General features: G+C 58.1%; 19 protein-coding genes. 15 read left to right on the forward strand and 4 right to left on the reverse strand.

What is annotated here, in order from left to right; all coding sequences use genetic code 11:
• Positions 1 to 22 precede the first annotated feature (22 nt).
• Positions 23 to 973 (forward strand): Rpn family recombination-promoting nuclease/putative transposase, encoded by a 951-nt coding sequence (locus ACIY1O_RS14825; protein WP_397475871.1) that lies wholly within the window; start codon positions 23 to 25, stop codon positions 971 to 973.
• A gap of 78 nt (positions 974 to 1,051) precedes the next feature.
• Here the strand turns inward: ACIY1O_RS14825 and ACIY1O_RS14830 are convergent, their stop codons facing one another.
• Positions 1,052 to 1,684, reverse strand: a complete 633-nt coding sequence (locus ACIY1O_RS14830) for an ATPase (RefSeq protein WP_397475872.1) — start codon at positions 1,682 to 1,684, stop codon at positions 1,052 to 1,054.
• Positions 1,685 to 1,812: 128 nt separating this feature from the next.
• Between ACIY1O_RS14830 and ACIY1O_RS14835 the strand changes: the two genes are divergently transcribed.
• From ACIY1O_RS14835 to ACIY1O_RS14890, 12 genes are all read left to right on the forward strand, one after another.
• Positions 1,813 to 2,343 carry a MarR family winged helix-turn-helix transcriptional regulator gene (locus ACIY1O_RS14835; protein WP_397475873.1) on the forward strand — a complete coding sequence of 177 codons (531 nt, stop codon included), beginning with the start codon at positions 1,813 to 1,815 and terminating at the stop codon, positions 2,341 to 2,343.
• Between the two features lie 26 nt (positions 2,344 to 2,369).
• On the forward strand, positions 2,370 to 2,885 hold the full coding sequence (locus tag ACIY1O_RS14840; protein WP_397475874.1) for a flavin reductase family protein: 516 nt from the start codon (positions 2,370 to 2,372) through the stop codon (positions 2,883 to 2,885).
• 25 nt (positions 2,886 to 2,910) lie between these two features.
• Complete coding sequence (locus ACIY1O_RS14845; protein WP_397475875.1) at positions 2,911 to 3,858, forward strand: fumarylacetoacetate hydrolase family protein; 948 nt, start codon at positions 2,911 to 2,913, stop codon at positions 3,856 to 3,858.
• Between the two features lie 18 nt (positions 3,859 to 3,876).
• Positions 3,877 to 4,275: a RidA family protein gene (locus tag ACIY1O_RS14850; protein ID WP_397475876.1), complete on the forward strand. Its 399-nt coding sequence runs from the start codon at positions 3,877 to 3,879 to the stop codon at positions 4,273 to 4,275.
• A gap of 68 nt (positions 4,276 to 4,343) precedes the next feature.
• Complete coding sequence (locus ACIY1O_RS14855; protein WP_397475877.1) at positions 4,344 to 5,828, forward strand: 4-hydroxyphenylacetate 3-hydroxylase family protein; 1,485 nt, start codon at positions 4,344 to 4,346, stop codon at positions 5,826 to 5,828.
• A gap of 77 nt (positions 5,829 to 5,905) precedes the next feature.
• The gene (locus tag ACIY1O_RS14860; protein WP_397475878.1) at positions 5,906 to 7,126 is read left to right on the forward strand and encodes an amidohydrolase family protein; all 1,221 of its coding nucleotides are present in this window, start codon (positions 5,906 to 5,908) and stop codon (positions 7,124 to 7,126) included.
• Positions 7,127 to 7,295: 169 nt separating this feature from the next.
• Complete coding sequence (gene dctP / locus ACIY1O_RS14865) at positions 7,296 to 8,294, forward strand: TRAP transporter substrate-binding protein DctP (protein ID WP_397475879.1); 999 nt, start codon at positions 7,296 to 7,298, stop codon at positions 8,292 to 8,294.
• Between the two features lie 117 nt (positions 8,295 to 8,411).
• Entirely contained in the window at positions 8,412 to 8,924 is a 513-nt protein-coding gene (locus ACIY1O_RS14870; protein ID WP_397475880.1) for a TRAP transporter small permease, read from the forward strand.
• Positions 8,921 to 10,240, forward strand: coding sequence for a TRAP transporter large permease (locus ACIY1O_RS14875; RefSeq protein ID WP_397475881.1), 1,320 nt, complete (start codon positions 8,921 to 8,923; stop codon positions 10,238 to 10,240). The genes ACIY1O_RS14870 and ACIY1O_RS14875 overlap by 4 nt, the downstream gene beginning before the upstream one ends.
• Before the next feature lie 325 nt (positions 10,241 to 10,565).
• Positions 10,566 to 10,886, forward strand: a complete 321-nt coding sequence (locus ACIY1O_RS14880) for a BrnA antitoxin family protein (RefSeq protein WP_397475882.1) — start codon at positions 10,566 to 10,568, stop codon at positions 10,884 to 10,886.
• A gap of 114 nt (positions 10,887 to 11,000) precedes the next feature.
• Complete coding sequence (locus ACIY1O_RS14885) at positions 11,001 to 12,212, forward strand: thiolase family protein (protein WP_397475883.1); 1,212 nt, start codon at positions 11,001 to 11,003, stop codon at positions 12,210 to 12,212.
• A complete protein-coding gene (locus tag ACIY1O_RS14890) occupies positions 12,209 to 13,807 on the forward strand; it encodes a long-chain-fatty-acid--CoA ligase (RefSeq protein ID WP_397475884.1) in 1,599 nt (532 codons plus the stop codon). The genes ACIY1O_RS14885 and ACIY1O_RS14890 overlap by 4 nt, the downstream gene beginning before the upstream one ends.
• A gap of 23 nt (positions 13,808 to 13,830) precedes the next feature.
• Here the strand turns inward: ACIY1O_RS14890 and ACIY1O_RS14895 are convergent, their stop codons facing one another.
• Positions 13,831 to 14,457, reverse strand: a complete 627-nt coding sequence (locus tag ACIY1O_RS14895; protein WP_397475885.1) for an acetyltransferase — start codon at positions 14,455 to 14,457, stop codon at positions 13,831 to 13,833.
• Positions 14,458 to 14,677: 220 nt separating this feature from the next.
• Between ACIY1O_RS14895 and ACIY1O_RS14900 the strand changes: the two genes are divergently transcribed.
• Together ACIY1O_RS14900 and ACIY1O_RS14905 are read left to right on the forward strand one after the other, a co-directional pair.
• On the forward strand, positions 14,678 to 15,181 hold the full coding sequence (locus ACIY1O_RS14900; protein WP_397475886.1) for a carboxypeptidase-like regulatory domain-containing protein: 504 nt from the start codon (positions 14,678 to 14,680) through the stop codon (positions 15,179 to 15,181).
• A gap of 392 nt (positions 15,182 to 15,573) precedes the next feature.
• Positions 15,574 to 18,072, forward strand: coding sequence for an autotransporter outer membrane beta-barrel domain-containing protein (locus ACIY1O_RS14905; protein ID WP_397475887.1), 2,499 nt, complete (start codon positions 15,574 to 15,576; stop codon positions 18,070 to 18,072).
• 2 nt (positions 18,073 to 18,074) lie between these two features.
• Here ACIY1O_RS14905 and ACIY1O_RS14910 read toward each other — a convergent pair whose 3' ends face one another.
• A complete protein-coding gene (locus ACIY1O_RS14910; RefSeq protein ID WP_397475888.1) occupies positions 18,075 to 18,377 on the reverse strand; it encodes a copper-binding protein in 303 nt (100 codons plus the stop codon).
• Positions 18,378 to 18,523: 146 nt separating this feature from the next.
• Positions 18,524 to 19,861: an ATP-dependent protease ATPase subunit HslU gene (gene hslU, locus ACIY1O_RS14915; protein WP_397475889.1), complete on the reverse strand. Its 1,338-nt coding sequence runs from the start codon at positions 19,859 to 19,861 to the stop codon at positions 18,524 to 18,526.
• Positions 19,862 to 19,929: the final 68 nt, after the last annotated feature.

Consider the following 19,929-nt stretch of genomic DNA (forward strand, 5'->3'; position numbering starts at 1 on the left):
CGTTCACACTTGGAGCAGATGCGTGAATAAACATGATGCCAGCTACCGCCTGCTGTTCAGCAATCCCGCTGTCGTGCGGGCGTTGTTTCAGGGCATTGTCGATGCGCCTTGGCTAGACCTTTTCGACTGGAGCAGTTTGCAGGCGTTGCCCACTGATTACATCAGCGACGAACTGCGGCAGCGCCAAGGCGATATCGTCTGGCGGTTGCGTCGGCTCGATGGCAGCGATTTGTTCCTGCTGTTGATGATTGAACATCAGTCAAGAATCGACTTTTATATGGCGCTACGGATATTGACGTATCTTGGACTGCTGTATGAGGCATTGCTGGCGCGCAAGCTTATCAAGCGCAATCAGCCGCTTCCGGCGGTATTGCCCATGGTCATATATAGCGGCGTTCCGCGCTGGACTGCAGCGCTCGATGTGTCGGACTTGATCAGCGCCGTGCCCGCGGCCTTGCATGGCTATGTGCCGCATTTGCAATACGTGTTTCTGGACGAAGGTGCGCTTGTCCACGCGGGTAAATTGCCCGACGACAACCTGGCCGCAATGCTGTTTCGCCTGGAACACAACGGCGGCATTCAGGATGTACAAAATTTGATTCAGAAAGTGTATAACTACACCAAGGCCGACCCTATATTGCGCCGAGCATTCGCGGCCTGGACGAACCACGTGCTGCTGCCCCGGGCATTACCCGATGTCGATATTCCCAAGTTCGACGATTTGCTGGAGATCAAAGACATGCTCACCGAACATTCGCGCTCCTGGACGCATCAGTGGAAGATGGAAGGGCTCAAAGAAGGGCTGCACGAGGGCCAGGCAGCCATAGTGCGCAATTTGCTCACGCATCGGTTTGGCCCGCTGCCCAGCTCTATACAGCAGCGCCTCGATAAGGCCTCGTCGGAACAGCTTGAAGCCTGGGCGTTGAACCTACTTGATGCCAGTGCGCTGGAAGAGGTGTTTGTAGAACGGTAGGCCAGACAGACCGGTCGGCGGATACAGCGCCTCCGGTCGGATACAGCCCCGGCCGCCACACCCTGCGCAGGGCGTTTTTTAGCTCTGGCCGGAATCTAATTCAAATGCCGCTTCAAGCGCGGGCTTGGCCCATTCCGGTGTATCGGCAGCGTCTGCGAGCGTTGCAGGATGAAGGCGCTTGGCCGCCCGCATCTGCAAGAGCAATTTCGGCTCGCCTATTGCCTGCCCTTGTTCAAACTGGGTACTGTTATCGTATACGCGCAAGCACGCTAAGGACGGCATCAGGACAATCAAGTTTCTTAAGGAAGAACCCCAGCGTTGCCGCACCTTCGCCTCGGGGATGTCATGCCCGCCATTTTGAACACGCAGCCTGATGCGATCAAGGTGAAGCTGCGGGTCGCGCAGCCCGCAATACCGAATCATGACGTCATGCGTATCGCACGCTTGCAGCAGGTACTGCGTGATGCTTTGTCCGCCCAGCGTTGTCTCGAATGCGAAAGAGCGGTGCGTGGCTATGGCTTGACGCAGGCGGCGCACTCCCTCTTGCCAGGCTTCTATGTTGGCTTGCTCTTGAGTGAACCCGTAGCTGGTCGCCAATGCCCTGGCAAAATCATCTGGGTTGTACCAAGTAAGGCCGGCTTGGGTAAGTAAATGCCCGCCGATTGAACTTTTGCCGGCGCCGTTGACGCCCGCCAGTACATACAGCCCCAATAATTCACATTCAGCACCTCGGCCAAGGGACTTTGTTACCCTGAGCCCGGGAAAACCCCTACCAAAAGCTTGTATAAATAGCTTTGGAACAAAGGTATTATTAACACGTAACTTGCAACGGTAACTTTATGAACATTTCTTCCGATACGAATTTGTCACCCGCCGTCCAGGGCGAACAGCAACGGCTGCGTTTAGTTAACGCGCTGCTTCCCTTCTTGGCGGTGCATACGTCAATTCGTGATGGCTACGCCGCCATGGTCGGCCTTAGCGGGCCTCAGTACAGCGTGCTGCTGTACATCAAGCATTTTTCTGATGATGAGGCGCCCCGGGTTAAGGACGTGGCCGAGCACCTTCACCTAAGCGGATCGTATATCACGGCCGAGGTGGGAATGCTCGAGCGCAAAGGCTTGTTGGTCAAGACCAAAGACGAGAACGACCAGCGCGTGGTTCGCCTGGCGCTTACCGATCGTTCCAAGAAGATGCTGGACGACATCCAGGGGGTGCGTTCGCAAGTGAACAACGTGCAGTTCGGTGTGCTGACGCCTGAAGAGCTAGAGACGCTGGCGCCGATTATCGAGCGCCTTATCAACAGCAGCCGCGAGGCGCTTACCTTGCAGCGCTACCTGGCCACCATTCACGGCAAGCCGAAAGGCAAATAGCAACGACGATTATTAGGAACATAGAAATGAGCTTTACGCCCAAGGAATTCCGCAATGCGTTGGGTCTGTTCCCCACCGGGGTGGCAGTGGTTACTGCTGTCAATGCCGAAGGATTGAAGGTGGGAATTACGGTGAACTCATTTACTTCGGTATCGCTAGACCCACCGTTGGTTTCTGTAAACCTGTCTAAAAACATCGCCAGCTACAGCGACCTTCTGAATGCGCGGCACTTCACCATTAATTTGCTGAAGAAAAACCAGCATCAGCTGTCGAGCAAGTTTGCGCGGGCGCACACCGATAAATGGGCCGATGTTGATTTTTACTTGAATGAGTACCAGGCGCCGGTGCTGGAGCACATGCTGGCCACCTTCGAGTGCGAGCACTTTTCTACGGTTGATGCCGGGGACCACGCAATCTTGCTGGGCCGGGTGCTGAAGTTTACCGCCGAGCCCGAATCGAACCCGCTGCTTTTCTATCGAGGCGGATACCGCGAAATTGCCGGCAACGGCCCTTTAACCAAAAGCATGTCCGCATGCGCGTAATAAACCGCAATAACGAGAGTAGGCAATGAAAATAGTACGTTACACCCACCCGGTTTCCAACAGTTCTGATCTGGCGTTCGCCTGCAATGGCAAGCTGTACCCCATAGCAGACGTAGAGCGCGCCTTATCCGGCGAAAGCTTTGATACATCAGGCGTGGAAGCGCGTTGGGGCGGTATTGTAGAGCACATTTTTAACAATGTGCAGCGCTACGAGAAATACTACAAAGAGCTTTCCGGCAATGCAGCCGCGCTGTCGCTGGTGAAGGCATTGGATGCCGACAGCGTCAGCTACGAGCCGCCTATTTCGTACCGCAACAAGCTGCTGTGTGTGGGCAAGAACTACGCCACCCATTTGGAAGAGCTGAAGCGCACCAACCTGATCAAGGAACTGCCCACCGAGCCCACCGGCTTTGTGAAGATCAACGACAGCCTGGTGGGGCACGGCGCCAAAATAAGCAAGCCTGAAAGCGTTACGCAGCTGGATTACGAGCCCGAGCTTGTATTTGTGCTGGGCAAGGGCGGCATGAACATCACCGAAGAGGCAGCGCTAAGCCACGTGCTGGGCATTACGCTGCTGAACGACCTTACCTGCCGCGAAACCCAGCTTAAAGAGGTGCAAAGCGGCACCCGTTTCTGGACCGCCAAGAACGCACCCGGTTTCGGTCCCTTGGGCCCATGCATAGTCAGCATGGCCGAAATCAAAGACCCATACAACCTCTGGGTTAGCTGCAGCGTGAACGGCGAAGAAAGAATGCGGGTCAATACCAGCGAGCAGATCTGGAAGATCACGAAAATTCTTGCGCACTTTTCGCGACTGGTTCCATTGAACCCGGGCGATATGTTTTCAACCGGCGCCCCAGGGGGCGTGGCGGTGGGCCAACCAAACTCTGAAGCTTTGTTCCTTAAGAGTGGGGACACGGTTACGTGCAGTATCGACGAGCTGAAGCTCGATTTAGTCAACCAAATTCGTTAGTAGATTCAAGGGGGATTTATGTCAACCATTACTCGTGGCAACCCGGGCAACCTGAAGAACGTACGCAGCAATATCTATAACCACTTCATTCGCATCGACAACCCGAAATCGCTCATTTTCTTGTCGGGGCAACTGTCTCGCGACGAGAGCGGCCAACTGGTGGCTCCCGGCGACATGGAAGAGCAAACCCGCCAGTGCATTCGCAATATGGAAACGGTGCTGAAAGAAGCGGGCGCCAGCCTTAAAGACATCGTTTCGCTGGTTGTCTACACGTCTGACATCCGTGAATTCAAGAAGATTGTTGCGGCTCGAATGGAGTTCTTCAAAGAAGACCTTCCCACCAGCACCATCGTCGAGGTGAACCACTTTGCCGACCCTGGGCTGATGATCGAGTTTCAGGCGGTGGCGGCGTTGTAAGCCACCAGGTAGCGCATTTTTCGCCTACTTCGCTTTTCTAATTATTCAAGTAGTTCAGGAGCACTGAGTTGAGAACCGGACAGCAATATCTAGAGAAGATCGCCAGCCGCAGCGCCAACATCTACATAGGTTCGGAGCGGGTGGAAGACGTAACCCGGCATCCTGCATACAAGAAGGCCGCTCTGGTGGTGGCAGACATGTATGACGAGGTGTGCAAACCCGAGAACAAAGATGTACTTACGTTTCGCGACGAAACAGATGGCCGCGATTACAACGCCATGTGGCTGCGCCCCAAGTCGACCGCCGACCTGGAAAAGCGCAATGCGCTGCATCTGAATTGGGCGCGGTGTTCGTACGGTCTGTTCGGAAGGTCTCCAGACCACGTGGCAGGCTGGATCACAGGCATGTCGTGCATGCCCAGCGTGTTCGAGCGCCTGGGCCCCAGGTATGTTCAGAACATCGAAAAGTACTACCAATATGCTCGCGAGAACGACCTGTATATCGCCTATGCGGTGGTGACGCCGGCCGGCGCAAAAAGCGCCGACCCGAACAAGGTCACCTCGGACAAGTCGGCGCCTAGCTCGGCCTGGGCGCAAAATGCGGCCTTGCGTGTTGTCGAGGAAACCGAAGAAGGCGTGGTCATCTCGGGCTTCAAGATCCTGGCAACGGGCGCTATTTTGGCGGACGAGATTCTGTTCGGCAACTATCAGCCGCTTGCCAAAGGGCAGGAAGCCTATGCCGTCGCTTGCGCGGTGCCTGTCGATACCAAGGGTCTTACCCTTATTTCCCGGGGTGCGTTCGAGCGCCAGGGCCAAGCCGAAATCGACAACCCGCTGGCTGTGAATTTCGACGAGACCGATGCGGTGGTGTATTGCGATAACGTGCTGGTGCCCTGGGACCGCGTGTTCGCGCACAACCACACCGATGCGGCCAAGGCTATTTTCAACGACACGCCCGCCCACGTGCTGGGCAACGTTCAGGCCCATATCCGCCATCTGGAAAAGCTGCGTCTTCTGTTGGGTGTTATCGAGCGTGTTCTGGTCACCAACCAGATCATCGACATTCCGGCGGTTCGAGACATGCTGGGCCTGTTGGCGACCCGGGTGGCCATGGTCGACGCCATGGTAATGGCCGAGACGGCAAACCCCGAGCAGTGGGAGGGCGGCTACGTGGCGCAAGACCGCCAGGCCTTGTACGCCACCATGGCCTACACCATGGAGTACTACCCCGAGTTCATCAACCACTGCCGCCAGTTGATGGGCAGCCATTACTTCCAGTTGCCCGCCGATGCGGGGTTCCTGGACAACCCGGTTACCAAAGACATCTACACGAAGTTCTCGATGTCTGAAGATATTGGGGAAAGCATGGAGAAGTACAAGCTGATGCGCCTGGCGTGGGACCTTATCGGCTCTGAGTTTGCCAGCCGGCACACACAGTACGAGATGTTCTACAACGGCCCGCGTCACGTGTGCCGTGCTCGGGCACTGGGCAACTTCAGGTGGGAAGAGGTGCGTTCGGAAGTGGACAGGTTGCTGTCCAGCATTCCGGCGTAGTGTCGTGGCCGCAAGTTTCGCGGCCATATCTGGATGCTGTGAGCCTGAACAGCGGTTTAAAACACTGGGGTATTTTTATGTTGTTTACCAGTAATAACGAACCTGTGAAACAGACAGTCGTTATCAAGAACATCGGCACCCTTCTTACGGGCGATATTGAAAATCCCATTTCCGATGCTGACGCGGTTTTCGTCAAGGATGGGCGAATCGTCGCGGTAGGAACTGAAAAGGATTTCGACGTTGACAGTGCCGATTTTGTCATCGACTGTAATAGCACCACACTGGCCCCGGGCCTGATCGATTCGCACGTTCATCCGGTGGCCGGCGACTTCACCCCCAGGCAGAACCAGATCGGATGGATCGATTCCTGCCTTAACGGCGGGGTCACCACCATGATCTCGGCGGGCGAACTGCATTATCCGGGTCGCCCCACCGATATCGAAGGCGTGAAGGCCTTGGCCATTACCTCGCAAAAGGGCTTCAAGAACTTTCGTCCCAGCGGGGTGAAGGTGCATGCCGGCGCGCCCATTGTCGAAAAAGGCATGGTCGAGGAAGATTTTCGCGACCTTGCTGCGGCAGGCGTGAACATGATCGGGGAAATCGGCCTGGGTTCGGTGAAGGCCGGATACGAAGCCCGGCAGATGGTCGAGTGGTGCCGGAAGTACGGAATACAAACCACCATCCATACAGGCGGAGAATCCATTCCCGGTTCGGGGCTGATCGACAAAGACGTGGTGCTGGAGGCCGATGCCGATGTGATCGGGCATGTGAACGGCGGCCATACTTCCTTGCCGTACAAGCAGGTGTGCGAACTTTGCGAGCGTAGCGACAAGGCGCTCGAGATCGTTCACAACGGCAACGAAAGAATCGCGATTCTTACGGCTCGCCACGCTCATGAACTTAGCTGTTTGCACCGCGTTATTTTGGGCACCGACGCGCCCACGGGTTCGGGCGCTCAGCCTTTGGGCATTCTGCGCACGATCTCTCTGTTGGCGAGCCTGGCCGATGTTGCGCCCGAAATCGTGTTTTGCTTTGCCACCGGAAACACGGCCAGGGTCCGCGAGCTTGATTGCGGCTTGATCGAGCCCGGGCGCGTGGCTGATTTCGTCTTCATGGATAAGCCCATGAACGGCGAAGGCAAAACGCTGCTTGAAAGCGTGCGGCTGGGCGACCTGCCGGGTGTAAGCATGGTGATGATCGATGGGCAGATCAAATGCCTTCGCAGTCGCCTGACTCCGCCGGCTACGACCATGCCGACAATCGTAAAACAGCCCAACCGGGCCATTGAATTAGTTTGATTTGGTTTGATTATTTGATTCTTTATCTGATTCGCGTCAAGGCCCGCGGTTAGCAATATAAAAGCAATTCGGCCTTTCGGTGAAAAGTTGTTGTGGCCCACCCGATGGCAACGCTCTGGTAACGGCTCAGAGGGCGTTGCGGGTGTAACTATTATTCTCGGAGACAATAATGAGTAAGTTCAACGTCAATAGGCGCACTGCCATCAAGACCATCGCTGCCGGCACTTCGGCACTGGCTTTTCCCAGCATTGCGCGTTCGCAAGAGCTGCGGATCAGGGCGGTAAGCGCATGGACCCAAGGCACGGCGTTCTCGAGGGAATTCGAGCGCTTTGTGGAACGGGTCAATGAAACCGGTAAAGGCATCATCCAGATCAACTATCTTGGCGGCGGCGCCCAGATAATGAACGTGTTCGATATGGGGCAGGCTGTGAAGAACGGCGTGTTCGACATGTTGAATACGAACTCTGGCTACTACAGCAATTTGATGCCCGAATCGGCAACTATCAAGCTGCAGCGCGTTACCTTTGCCGAGCTGAAGCAGAACGGCGGATACGATTTCATGAACGAAATCATGAATGCCAAGATGAATTCCCACTGGCTTGGCCGGGGCAAGGGAACCATTCCTTTCCACATCTACTTCAATAAAAACGTCGAAAGCTTCGATAAGCCCGACCTGACCGGTTTGCGCCTGCGAATTTCCCCCAACTACCGCGCTTTCTTCACAGCCCTGGGTGCCACGCTGGTTCAAACGCAGGGTTCTGAAATCTACACGGCCATGGAAAGGGGCGTGGTAGATGGTTTCGGCTGGCCTATCCAGGGTGTCGACGAGCTGGGGCTGTTCCCCGTTACCGCCAAGCGGGTGGACCCGGGTTTCTACACGGCCCCTAATGAAATTCTTGTCAACCTGAATCGCTGGAAGGGTTTGTCGGACGAGCAGCGGGCGGTCTTGCAGGAAGCTGCCGATTGGGTGGAAACCTGGCTTGACAGCACCGAGGCCAAAACCAACCAGGCTTCAAAAGACAAGCAGGCCGAGGCCGGTATACAGGCAATACAGCTTAGTGATGCCGATTCGAAAGTCTTCCTGGACACCGCTTACGAGAGTGGCTGGGAAGAAATCGAGAAGATGGCTCCGCAGAACGCGGCCAAGCTGCGCGAGTACATGAGCTGATTGATTGAAGACAGGTGGTTCACGAAGGCTGGGCAAGCCTTGGGTTGAAGCGTTTGCTTTGCCCCAAGGCTCGGCCAGAGCTTCGGCGGGAGTACGTATTCAATAGGAACATCAGTAATGCGAGCCATTGTAAAAATATACGATTCTGTTCTTGATTTCTTGGGCCTGTTCGCCGGCTTCCTCATGTTCGCTATTGCCTGCTTAATAGCATTCGATTTGATACGGCGAAACCTTTTCCATCACTCTTTATCGTGGGTGCTTGAGGTAACGGAATACTTGTTCTATGTGTCGGTAATGGCCGCTGTCCCCTGGGCCATGCGCGAAGGGGCCCACGTAAAAATGGACGCGTTCATCAGGCTGCTGTCTGAACGCCACGCCGTGGTGGTCTCGAAGCTGGTTGACCTCTTGGGGTTTGCCACTTGCGTCATCATCAGTATCGGCGGAATCGCCGACGCCCTGGCGTCGTATCGGGCCGGCAACATTGTCTTCAAGAGTGTGGTGTTCCCCGAATGGTGGGTGCTATCAGTGGCGCCGGTCATCATGGCGCTTCTGGCAGTTGAATTCGCTCGTCATTTCGTGTCTGGCCAGCCGCCGCAGAACATTGCTTCAGCTTCGATTGGGGAATCATGATGGATTGGGTGCTGTATCTGGTTCTGCTGTTGGGTGGCCTTATATTCTTCATGGTCCTGGCGGCGCCGGTTGCCATGGCGCTGTACATGATCAACCTGATCGGCGCTTATTTGTTCTTGGGCGGCGGCAGCGGGGTTGTACAGCTTTCTCATAACCTGGTCACCGGGGTCGGAAGCTTTGCGCTGATACCCATCCCGCTGTTCGTACTGATGGGCGAAGTGCTGTTCCATACCGGCTTGGCGCAGCAAGTGGTGCAAGTTATCGAGCGGCTCATACACCGTATTCCGGGCAGGCTGAACATCGTCGCCATTGTGGGCGGGTCGATGTTCGCGACGCTATCCGGCTCCACGGTGGCCAACACTGCCATGCTTGGCAGCACGCTGCTTCCCGAGATGCGCAAGCGGGGCTACCGGGTGTCTTTTGCCCTTGGGCCCATTATTGGCGTGGGTGGTATTGCCATGCTGATACCGCCATCTACCCTGGCGGTGGTGCTGGGCAGCCTGGGGGGCATTTCCATCGGCGCCTTGCTGGTGGGCGGAATCATTCCCGGCTTGTTGCTGGCTGCTGCCTATCTTGGCTATGTCATTTTCCGAGGCATCGTCGACCCCACCATAGCACCCTCGGACGATGCCGAACTGGTGGAAGAAAGCTTTCTAGAGCGCATTGGCGACCTGGTCATCAAAGTACTGCCCCTTTTCGGTATTTTCTTCTGCGTCGTGGGCGGCATACTGTTTGGCTGGGCGACACCCACCGAATCTGCAGCCCTGGGCGCCATGGCTTCCTTGGTGGCGGCTATTTGCTACCGTCGCCTAACACTGAAGATATTTGTGAAATGTCTTCTGGAAACCGCAAAGCTTACCGCGATGATCATGTTCATCGTGTCAGCCTCCACCACCTTTTCCCAGATCTTGTCGATCTCGGGCGCCGGGGGCGGCTTGATGCAATACATGGTCTCGCTCGAGCTTTCTCGCATCGAAATGATGTTCCTGTTTGCGGTGATCTTGCTTTTGCTGGGCTGCGTCATGGAACAGATCAGCATGATGCTTCTGACGGTGCCGTTTTTTGTGCCGCTGGCGCTTGGCGTCGGCCAAGACCCCATCGCATTGGGCATCATGATGCTGGTGGCCATTGAAATTGGCCTGATGTCGCCGCCGTTTGGGCTGCTGGTATACGTAATGAAAGGCGTGGCGCCTGACATTCCCTTAACCACAATATTCAAATCGGTCATCCCTTACATGTTGATGTCGATGGGCCTGGTCGTCCTTATCATCTTCGTGCCGGAAGTGGCCTCGTGGCTGCCGTCTTTAACTAAGTAGATGGGTAGGCCCCAGGATGGTACTGGGCCTGCGGAGGTTGTGTCCGCCGACTATCGAAAAGTCGATTTGTATGCGTAGATGTTGATGTAGACCTTTATGCCTCAACTTTGCTTCAGGAAGCAATAGTTTTTGTACTCTGGGAAGATGCAGCGTTTATCGTTGTTCTTTTATTTGTTTGGGGGTACAATTAATTGCTTAGAACTGTCGTGGAAACTCTTTCATTCCGGAAGCAGGCTGAAGCCGTGATATTACTGATTATGGTGTATGTAAAGGCTGCGCACGAAACTGCGTCAATCCAAGACATCAGACACGCGCGGAGGAAATCATGAAAACCTTGAGGACGCTTGATATAGACAAAGTAGCTGCGGCGATCGAGGCCGATGCGGGGCAAGCTTTGCCAGGCTTGCGTGATTCGCTGGTCGAGGCTAAAGCCGGAAATTTTGCTCACGTGCATACGCCCGATCAGATTGCGGCGCGACGACGTGGGCGTCCCTTAGGCAGCAAGCAGGCTGTTACGAAAGAGGCTGTCAAAATTCGCCTGGATGCAGATGTGCTTGCCGCACTGCGGGCCAGCGGCGACGGCTGGCAAACTCGAATCAACGATACATTGCGAGCGTCTTTGGCTTTGGGCGGGGCCCTTGAGTAAACGCGCAAGGTGTTTGATAGCTACTTGCTATAGAAAAATTTGATGCATCGCAATACTATGGTTGCTTCGGCCAAGTTGCCGGTTTAGGCATAAAGACACAACGGAAGGAGCACCATGACAGAAATCGCCATCCCTTATGGGGCCTATTGGTCCACCCCTTTTGTGCGCTGGCAGGGCAGTTTTGCGCACTTGCATAGTCTTAAGTTCGCGGCGCACGTGGCGCGTGATGCGTTGCAGCGGCGTAATCTAAGCGTAAGCATGTTCGATCATGCCGCGCTGGGTATGTCGGTGCCCCAGAAGGGTGCGTTTTACGGCTTGCCTTGGCTTGCGGCGCAATTGGGGTCCGAGAGCCTTACCGGGCCCACCATCAGCCAAGCCTGCGCCACTGGCGTCAGGCTGCTGCAATCGGTGGCCTCCACTATCCGCGAGGGTGATGCCTCGGCGGCGCTGGCGGTGGCGGCCGACCGGGTGTCGAACGGCCCGCACATCTATTACCCCGCCCCTGACGGCCCCGGCGGCACCGGCGGCACCGGCGAGCACGAGAACTGGGTGCTGGATAATTTCAATTGTGATCCCAACACGGGCACCAATATGTTGAAGACCGCCGAGAATGTGGCGGCGGAACATGGTGTGACCACGCAGCAGCAAAATGAGCTTACGCTGGTGCGCTACCAGCAGTATGAAGAGGCGCTTAAGGACGATAGCGCGTTCTTGAAGCGCTTTATGGATCTTCCCTTCAGCGTGCCCGATGCGCGCTTCCGGCGGGAACAAAGCGTGTTGCAGGGCGACGAGGGTATTTTCCCCACGTCGGCAGAGGGGCTGGCCAAGCTCAAGCCTGTGATGGAAGGCGGCACGGTCACCTTTGGCGGGCAGACGCATCCGGCCGACGGCAATGCGGGCATGGTGGTAACAACGCCCCAGAAGGCGGCCGAGCTTTCTCGTGACCCAAAGATTGATATTCGGCTGGTGTCTTTTGGGCAGGCTCGGGTGAAGGCGGGCTTTATGCCGGCCGCGCCGGCGCCCGCGGCACGCAGGGCGCTTGATGCAGCGGGCCTTAAGGCAAGCGATCTGGCCGCCGTCAAAACCCATAATCCGTTTATTGTTAACGATCTGGTCATGTCCAAAGAGCTGGGCATTGATGCGGGCAAGATGAACCGCTTCGGCTGCTCTTTGGTCTGGGGGCATCCGCAGGCGCCCATGGGCATACGCGGGGTTATCGAGCTTATCGAGGAACTGGTCATTATCGGCGGCGGCTACGGCTTGTTTGTGGGCTGCGCGGCGGGCGACTCGGCCATGGCAGTGGTTGTGAAGGTGCAGGGCGCATGAGCCAGGTAAATTACCCTATGCCGCATGTGTGGCCCACGGTGGTGCATATGCTGGAAGACGCTGCGCGCCGCGCGCCCGATCACGTGGCGCTGGTGTGCGGCGACGAGCAGCTTGGCTATCTGCAGTATGCGGCCTGCGTAAGCGGCCTGGCGGCAGAGCTGCGCGAGGCGGGCCTGGGGCCGGGCGAACGGGTGGTGGTGTTAATGGCCAACTCCATCGACGTGGCCATTGCCATTTTCGGTGTGCAGGCGGCGGGGGCGCAGGTGGTGCCGATGAACTCGGCCTATACGGCCAGCGAGTTGCGCCAGGTGCTGGAAAGCGCCCAGGCGCGCGGCATTATCTATGACGAGGCCGTGCAGTCGGTGGTCGAGCAGGTGGCCGAGGGGTTTACGTTGCTTTACTGCGTGGGGAACGACGACACGCCCGGGTCGGGCGCAGACGGCGGCGCGCGCCACGGCCGTCATCCGGGCTTGCGTACCGGGCGGCTGCTGCGCTGGCGCGATCACCCCGAGCTGGCCGACTCCTTGCCATTGCCCGACTCCAACTCACCAGCGATGTTGCAGTACACGGGCGGCACCACGGGCGTGCCCAAGGGTGTCAGCCTGTTGCATAGCGCTGTAGCCTCAAACATCAGCCAGCGCGAGGCCTTGCTGCCTACTCGCCCAGAGCAAGAGCGCGTGCTGGCGATTACGCCGTTATTCCATTCCTATTCCATGGGCATGGGCTTGTACCTTGCGGTATATGCGCGCAGTACTTTGGTGATCTTGCCGCGCTACAGGCCCGACACGGTGGTGGAAACCTTGGCCGCCCAGCGTATTACCCTGATGCTGGGCAGCCCCACCATCTTTACCAGTTTGCTGGGTTACGAGGGCTTTGCCCAGGCCGACTTAAGCGCTTTGCGACTGTGTGCTTCCGGTTCGGCTGCCTTGCCCGAAGAAACGCTGCGCCGCTGGGAGGCCGCCACCGGCTGCCCGGTATGTGAAGGCTACGGCCAGACGGAAGCCGGGCCGGTTATCGCCTTCAACCCCTTGAACGGCGTGCGCAAGGCCGGCACTACCGGTGTGGTCGTTCCTGAAACCGAGGTGCAAATCGTTGACGTCGCCGACGGCGTTACGGTGCTGCCTCAGGGCGAGGTCGGCGAAATCCGCGTGCGCGGACCGCAACTGATGACAGGCTACTACGGCCGACCCCAGGAAACGGCCGAGGCCCTGCGCGACGGCTGGCTGTACACCGGCGACATCGGCTGGCTGGACGCCAACGGCTACCTGACGATCAGCGATCGCAAGAAGGACATGGTGATTGTCAGCGGCTATAACGTCTACCCGCGCGAGATTGAAGAGGCCTTGTTCCATCATCCGCGTGTGCGCGAGGCGGCGGTAATAGGCGTGCCTGACGCCTATCGGGGCGAGGTGCTGGTGGCGCATGTTATTGCCGAGCCGGGCGTAAGTGAAGAGGAGTTGGCCGACTTTTTGTCGCAGCGCCTCGTCAAGTACAAATGGCCTTCGCAGATTCGCCTGGTTGATTCGCTGCCGCGTACCGGGGTGGGGAAAATAGATAAAAAGGCGCTGCGGATTGAGGCCAAGACGGCCCGCTAAGGCTTGAAAGAGGCCATGACGAGTTATTTAGCCAGAACCCGCGCGGGCACGCCCACCGCTGTTACGCCGTCATTGATATGACGGATGACGACGCCGCCTGCCCCTATCGTTGCGTGCTTACCGATACGTATATCGGGGATTGCTTTGGCGCCGACGCCCAAAAAGCTGTATTCGCCGACAGTGACATTGCCGGCGAGCGCGCATTGGGGGGCGATATGAACGGCACGGCCGATATGGCAGTCGTGATCTATCGTGGCGCCGGTGTTGATAATTGCAAGGTCGTCAATTTTTGCTTCGGCGTTGATGACCGCATTTGGCATTACCGCAATGCCGCGCCCTAGTTTTACACTGGGCGAAATTACGGCGGTGGGGCTCACGGCGTTCGTCAGCTCGTAGCCATGCTCGATGCCGGACTCTGCCAACTGGGCCCTTAGACTATTCAAGGCGATGGCGACGAACAATCTGGAATAGCCTTCTGAACGCAAGGTGGCTAGATGTTCATCGCCCGTTAGTACCGGAACGCCCACGCACGAGTTTGGGCTGTCGCTCTTTCCGACACAATAGGCCACTTGTTCGCCCATTGCCCGGAGCAGCTCGACGCAAACTTTCGCATGCGCACCAGCGCCGATGACGATGATTTCTGTTTTCATAAAATACACCTTCCTGGTGACGAAAGTCCACACTGGGCATGTGGTGTGCTGATTAACTTTGTTGCAAGTCGCGGAAGCATCCCCGCTTAGCACCATTGTATGGAGGTGCCGTCGCTCACAGCCTCAAGAATTGATTGTTGAGCTACTGACACAAACTATGGCGGATGCAGGTCGCATGCGCCCAAGGCGTCGGTTGGTGTGAACAAGACAGGAGAAAGCCATGAAGAATGAACAATATCGGAATGCGGAGTCGTCTTGGCCTGTGTTTTTCTTGGCGGCCAAGCCAACGGTACGCCGCTTGGCGCTGGCCTCGCTGTTGCTGGCGGGCGCCGGCCTGATGGCTGCGGCCCACGCGCAGCTACCGCCGGTGGAAACGGCGCAGGGTGTGCAGTACGTAACCGGCGGCTTCGGCTCGGATGCGGCGGCGGCCTTCAAGGACGCCAAGGCGCGCTACCCGCTGGCGCTTACGTTTGCCGCCACCGGCGACGATGGCTCAACGCCCTATGTGGCGGAAGTGCGCGTGGAAATCGCCGATGAGCAAGGCAAGACGGTATTGACACTGCCTTCGGCAGGCCCGTTCTTGCTGGTCGACCTGCCGCCCGGTTCTTACACCGTGCGCGCCACATATGAAGGCAAGACCCAGACGCAGCAAATGAAGGTGGCCGGCCCCGGCAGCGCAGACGCGCGCGTCGCCTGGCAACGCCCGGCCGGCGGGCCTGATTGAGGCTGATTTATTGCTGGGTGCCGACAGGCGCCGAATCATGCACCCGATGAACTTCTGCAGTTCGAGGCTGATGGGCTCCGGTCTTCTGCACTCTGTTGGACGGCCGCCAGGTTGCAGAAGCATCCCCGTTCAGCACCTCCGGGTGGATGTGCCGACGCTCACTGCTTTTAAGAGTCGATTGTTGAGCTACAAAAGCTTCAGATAGCACACAAAAATATTAAAAATTAATAATAAATTTGTCTAAATATGTCATTCATGCCTATACTTGCCCCCGCATGGGCACTTTGAGCCTATGCGGAAAGTACTTGCAACATGTGGTCCTGGTTTTTCCTGGGCCATTTTTTTATGTCGTTCGTTGGGCTTTAGCACCTGTATTTCAAGGAGAGATATACATGGCATGGCAATTTACGAAGCGTCATCAAGAAGCGTTGTGGTATGAACAAAGTGAGCCGGGTGGCGGCATGGGCTCGGTGGCGGCGGGAGCGGAAAGCATTCAAAGGCGCCGAACATCGCCGGTGTTGCGGCAGACGCTGCGATGGCGACATTGGCTGAAGTTGTCGGCGGCGGGTTTGGCATTGCTTATGGGGCAGGGGGCGCAGGCAGAGTCTGCGCCCTTTGTGTTTGATGGCAGCGGCGCCCTGCGCATCGACACGCCGGGCTGGGAGTCTGGCCGGGACCACATGGTGGCCGCGCCGGCTTATATCGATGTGGCGCCGGGGGTGCAGGCTCATATAAGCGGTTCGATCGCGCCGGCGCCGGGCTCGCGCAATGGGCTGTACAAGCTGGGTGCGGGCACGCTGCGGCTGTCTGGCGCCGCTTCCTACCAAGGCGGTACGCAGTTGCTGCAAGGCGGCCTGCACGTGGACGGGCCGCAGGTGTTTGGCGTGTGGGGTTTTATCGAAGCCGGCCAAGGCACGTCGCTTGAGTATTCGCCGGGCACCTTGGTGCCAAGGGCTTTAACGCTAAGAAGCACAGATGTGTCCCAGGCGGTTCCGGCGGATTTATACACGCCGGTTGTGCTGCCGGTTGGCCTCGAAGATGCGATGGCCTGGCGGGTGGAAGACGGTACGGCGACGCATGCGGGGTTGTTGCAGGGCGGCTTGCCCTTTGTGAAGCTGGGCGGGGGTGTGCTGGATATTAGCGGCGACGCCATGGGCTATAGCGGCCAGGCGCGGGTGATGGAAGGCGCTCTGGCGATCAACGAGCTTTTCTTCGGCTCGGCCTTGGTGGGGGCGGGCGCGCGCTTGCAGGGTACGGGCTCTGTGGCATCGGCCCGAATTCAAAGCGGCGGCACGCTCGCGCCGGGAAATACGGTGGCCGTTTTGGGCCAACCGCCCCCCGATATCGAAACGTTGGCGGTAATGGGAGATTTGCGCTTCGAGCCTGGCAGCCGGTTCGAGGTAGAGGCCGCGCCGACCGGCGAGTCGGATTACGTATGGGTCGGAGGCAAGGCCTTGCTCGATGGCAAGGTCGACATACTGGCGCAAGACGGTATCTGGGATGCGGATACATCTTTTGCCATACTCGGCGCGCAGGGCGGCTTCGAGGGCACGGAGTTCGCCTCGGTATCGTCCGATCTGGCGTTCCTGACGCCCAGCCTGAGTTACAGTGCCGATACGGTCACCCTGACGCTGAAGCGTAACCAGACGCCCGTGGAAGATGTGGGCGAGACGCCGGACGAAGAGGAAGTGGGACGGGTCATCGACGACGACGCCCCTGACAAGGGCGAGCCTGTAGTGGTCGGAGCGGATGAAGACGCCGACGACGAACTCGAGGTCGCCGGGGGTGCCGAAGACCCGAAAGAGCCTGCCATTTATGACGAGATCGTGGTGCTGGACCGCGACAGCGCCCGCCAGGCCTTGCAGCAACTGACGGGAAGCTGGAACGCTTCAGTGCTTTCCAGTATATGGGGCGACAGTCGCTTCTTGCGTGAAGCGGTGTTGAATCAATCCATCGAGATGATCAACATGCCGGCGTCGAACATGGCGTCACCCAGCGGCGCGCCCTCTGCGTCGTCGTCTTTGACGCCGTGGGTCGAGTTGTTCTATTCCGACCAAGAGCGGGACGGCAAGGCAGGTGTGCCTGGCGATACACGGCGCTTGAACGGCGTAGTGCTGGGTATTGCAGCCGCGGTGAACACTTACTGGAAGATGGGCGCTTTTCTGGGCGCGCAAGACAGCCGCTTGAGGCGGGCAAACGGTGCGGCCGACGCAGATATCGCAACCACGCATGCGGGCCTGCACCTGGCCGGCCATGTGGCAGGTTGGCGCATGGTTTTGGGTGCGGCGCGGTCTTTGCATCGCATCAGAACCAGCCGCTTCCTGCAGGCCGGCCCATGGCGCGATGCCGTTTCGGCCCGGTATAACGGCCACACCACACAGGTGTTTGGCGAGGCGGCTTGGCCATTAAATTTTTCGGTGGATACGCGTCGGTTCGCCGCTGCGCCCTTTATGCGCCTGGCGTGGGTGCGCACGGGGGCGGACGGTTTCACCGAAAGCGGCGGGCCGGCGGCCTTGAGGGTTGAGCCCGGCTCGATGGCGGGTTGGGTTTCCACCTTGGGGTTGCGGGCGGAAGCCGCCGTCGGGGCAGGGGCTGCCGCTTCTAATGGGCGCACGACCACTGGCGTTGGCGAAGGGAAAATCTATGCCCAGCTTGCTTGGCAGCATGTGGGCTTTGACCAGGCCAAGTCTACCCAGGCGTTTCGCGATAGCTCTGCGCAAGCCCTTTTCACCTCGCAAGGCCTGAGCCCTGCGCGGCAGTCGTGGTCGCTGCGCCTGGGGCTGGATGCGCGGGTTGGCAAGGCAAGCAACGTGGGCTTTGCTTATATGGGCTCGTACGGCCATGGTCTGCGCGACCAAGGCATAGGCGGTTGGGCAAGAATTATGTTCTAGCCCTACTTGGAGATTTTGGTGACCACATAGCGGTCGCCTTCGCGCTTGGCGGTGAAGGTAATCTTGTCACCGGGCTGTATGCCCTGCAGTAAGGTGGGGTCGGCCCGGTACACCAGCGACATTGCCGGCAGGTCAAGCGCGGATATTGCACCGTGCTTGATGGTGACTTTGCCTTCGGCGGCGTTGACGCGCCGCACTTCGCCCGAAGATTGCGCTTCTTGCGCGTGGGCCGGCGCCACGCAGGCCGCCACGCCGATAAGGCCGGCAAGTACCGCCGGCGCCAGGCTGGTTTGGCTATAAGACATGCTGAACTCCTAGGTTGCTTGTCTTCATGATAACGCCGAATGTGTTTCGCCGAGGTGAGTCAGTTTGTGTCGGCTGAACACGGTGGGAATCCTCTTCCTTGCCGCCACTTGGGCGGCGAGCATCAGCAAGATGGAGGGAAAGGATGTCAAAGCACATACCTGGCCAGGTCTTCGCTGTTGGCGGCTTCTTCGAGCTTGTCGTTAACGTAGCCGGCGTCGATGGTAACGGTCTGGGCACTGCTGGCGGTGGCGCTGAACGAAAGGTCTTCAAGCAGCTTTTCCATTACCGTGTATAAGCGTCGGGCGCCAATGTTTTCGGTGCGCTCGTTTACCTCGAAGGCCAGCTCGGCCAGACGCCGTATGCCTTCATCGGTGAAATCCAGCGTGACGTCTTCTGTTCCCAGCAGAGCGCTGTACTGCTTGGTTAGCGAGGCGTCGGTGTCGCACAAGATGCGCACGAAGTCGTCGGCTGTTAACGAGTCTAGTTCCACACGAATGGGGAAGCGGCCCTGAAGTTCGGGGATCAGGTCAGACGGCTTGGCAAGGTGGAACGCGCCCGATGCAATGAACAAGATGTGGTCAGTTTTTACGACTCCATACTTGGTGTTGACAGAGGTGCCTTCGACTAGCGGCAGCAGGTCGCGCTGCACGCCTTGGCGCGATACTTCGCCTCCGCCGCCGCTTGCGTCCTGCCGGTTGGTGATCTTGTCAATCTCGTCCAGGAACACGATGCCGTTCTGCTCGACGTTGTTTACGGCCACGGTGCGCAGGTCTTCTTCATTGACGCGGCGCGAGGCTTCTTCTTCGACCAGCAGTTTGAAGGCTTCTTTCACCGTCATCTTGCGGGTCTTGGTTTTGTCTCGGCCCAGGCCGGCGAACATGCCCTTGAGCTGTTCTGTCATTTCTTCCATGCCGGGCGGAGCCATGATCTCCATCTGGGGCATGGGCTGGGCTACGTCGATCTCGATCTCGGTGTCGTCCAGGCGGCCTTCACGCAGGCGCTTGCGGAAGGTTTGCCGCGTACCGGTCTCTTCGCGCTCGGGTTCGCCGCGCGAGTTGCGGGCCGGCGGAATCAGCGCATCAAGGATGCGGTCTTCGGCGGCGTCCTCGGCCTGGGTGCGCACGCGGCGCTTCTCGATCTCGCGGGTTTGCTTGATGGAGATTTCAACCAGGTCGCGGATGATGGTTTCGACGTCGCGGCCCACATAGCCCACCTCGGTGAACTTGGTGGCCTCGATCTTGATGAAGGGCGCATTGGCCAGCTTGGCCAGGCGGCGCGCAATCTCGGTCTTGCCCACGCCGGTGGGGCCGATCATGAGAATATTCTTGGGCACGATCTCGGTGCGCAGGGGCTCGGCCACCTGCTGGCGGCGCCAGCGGTTGCGCAGTGCGACCGCAACCGACTTCTTGGCCCGATTCTGGCCGACGATGTGCTTGTCGAGTTCGGAGACGATTTCTCCGGGAGTCATATTTGTGGCGGACATATATGGTCTTCGAAATTAAGGGGTTTGCTGCTTGGCGTGGCAGGGGGCGTTTATTGCCAGGGGGCTTT

Source organism: Pusillimonas sp., from assembly GCF_044464525.1.
Taxonomy (GTDB): Bacteria; Pseudomonadota; Gammaproteobacteria; order Burkholderiales; family Burkholderiaceae_B; genus Pusillimonas.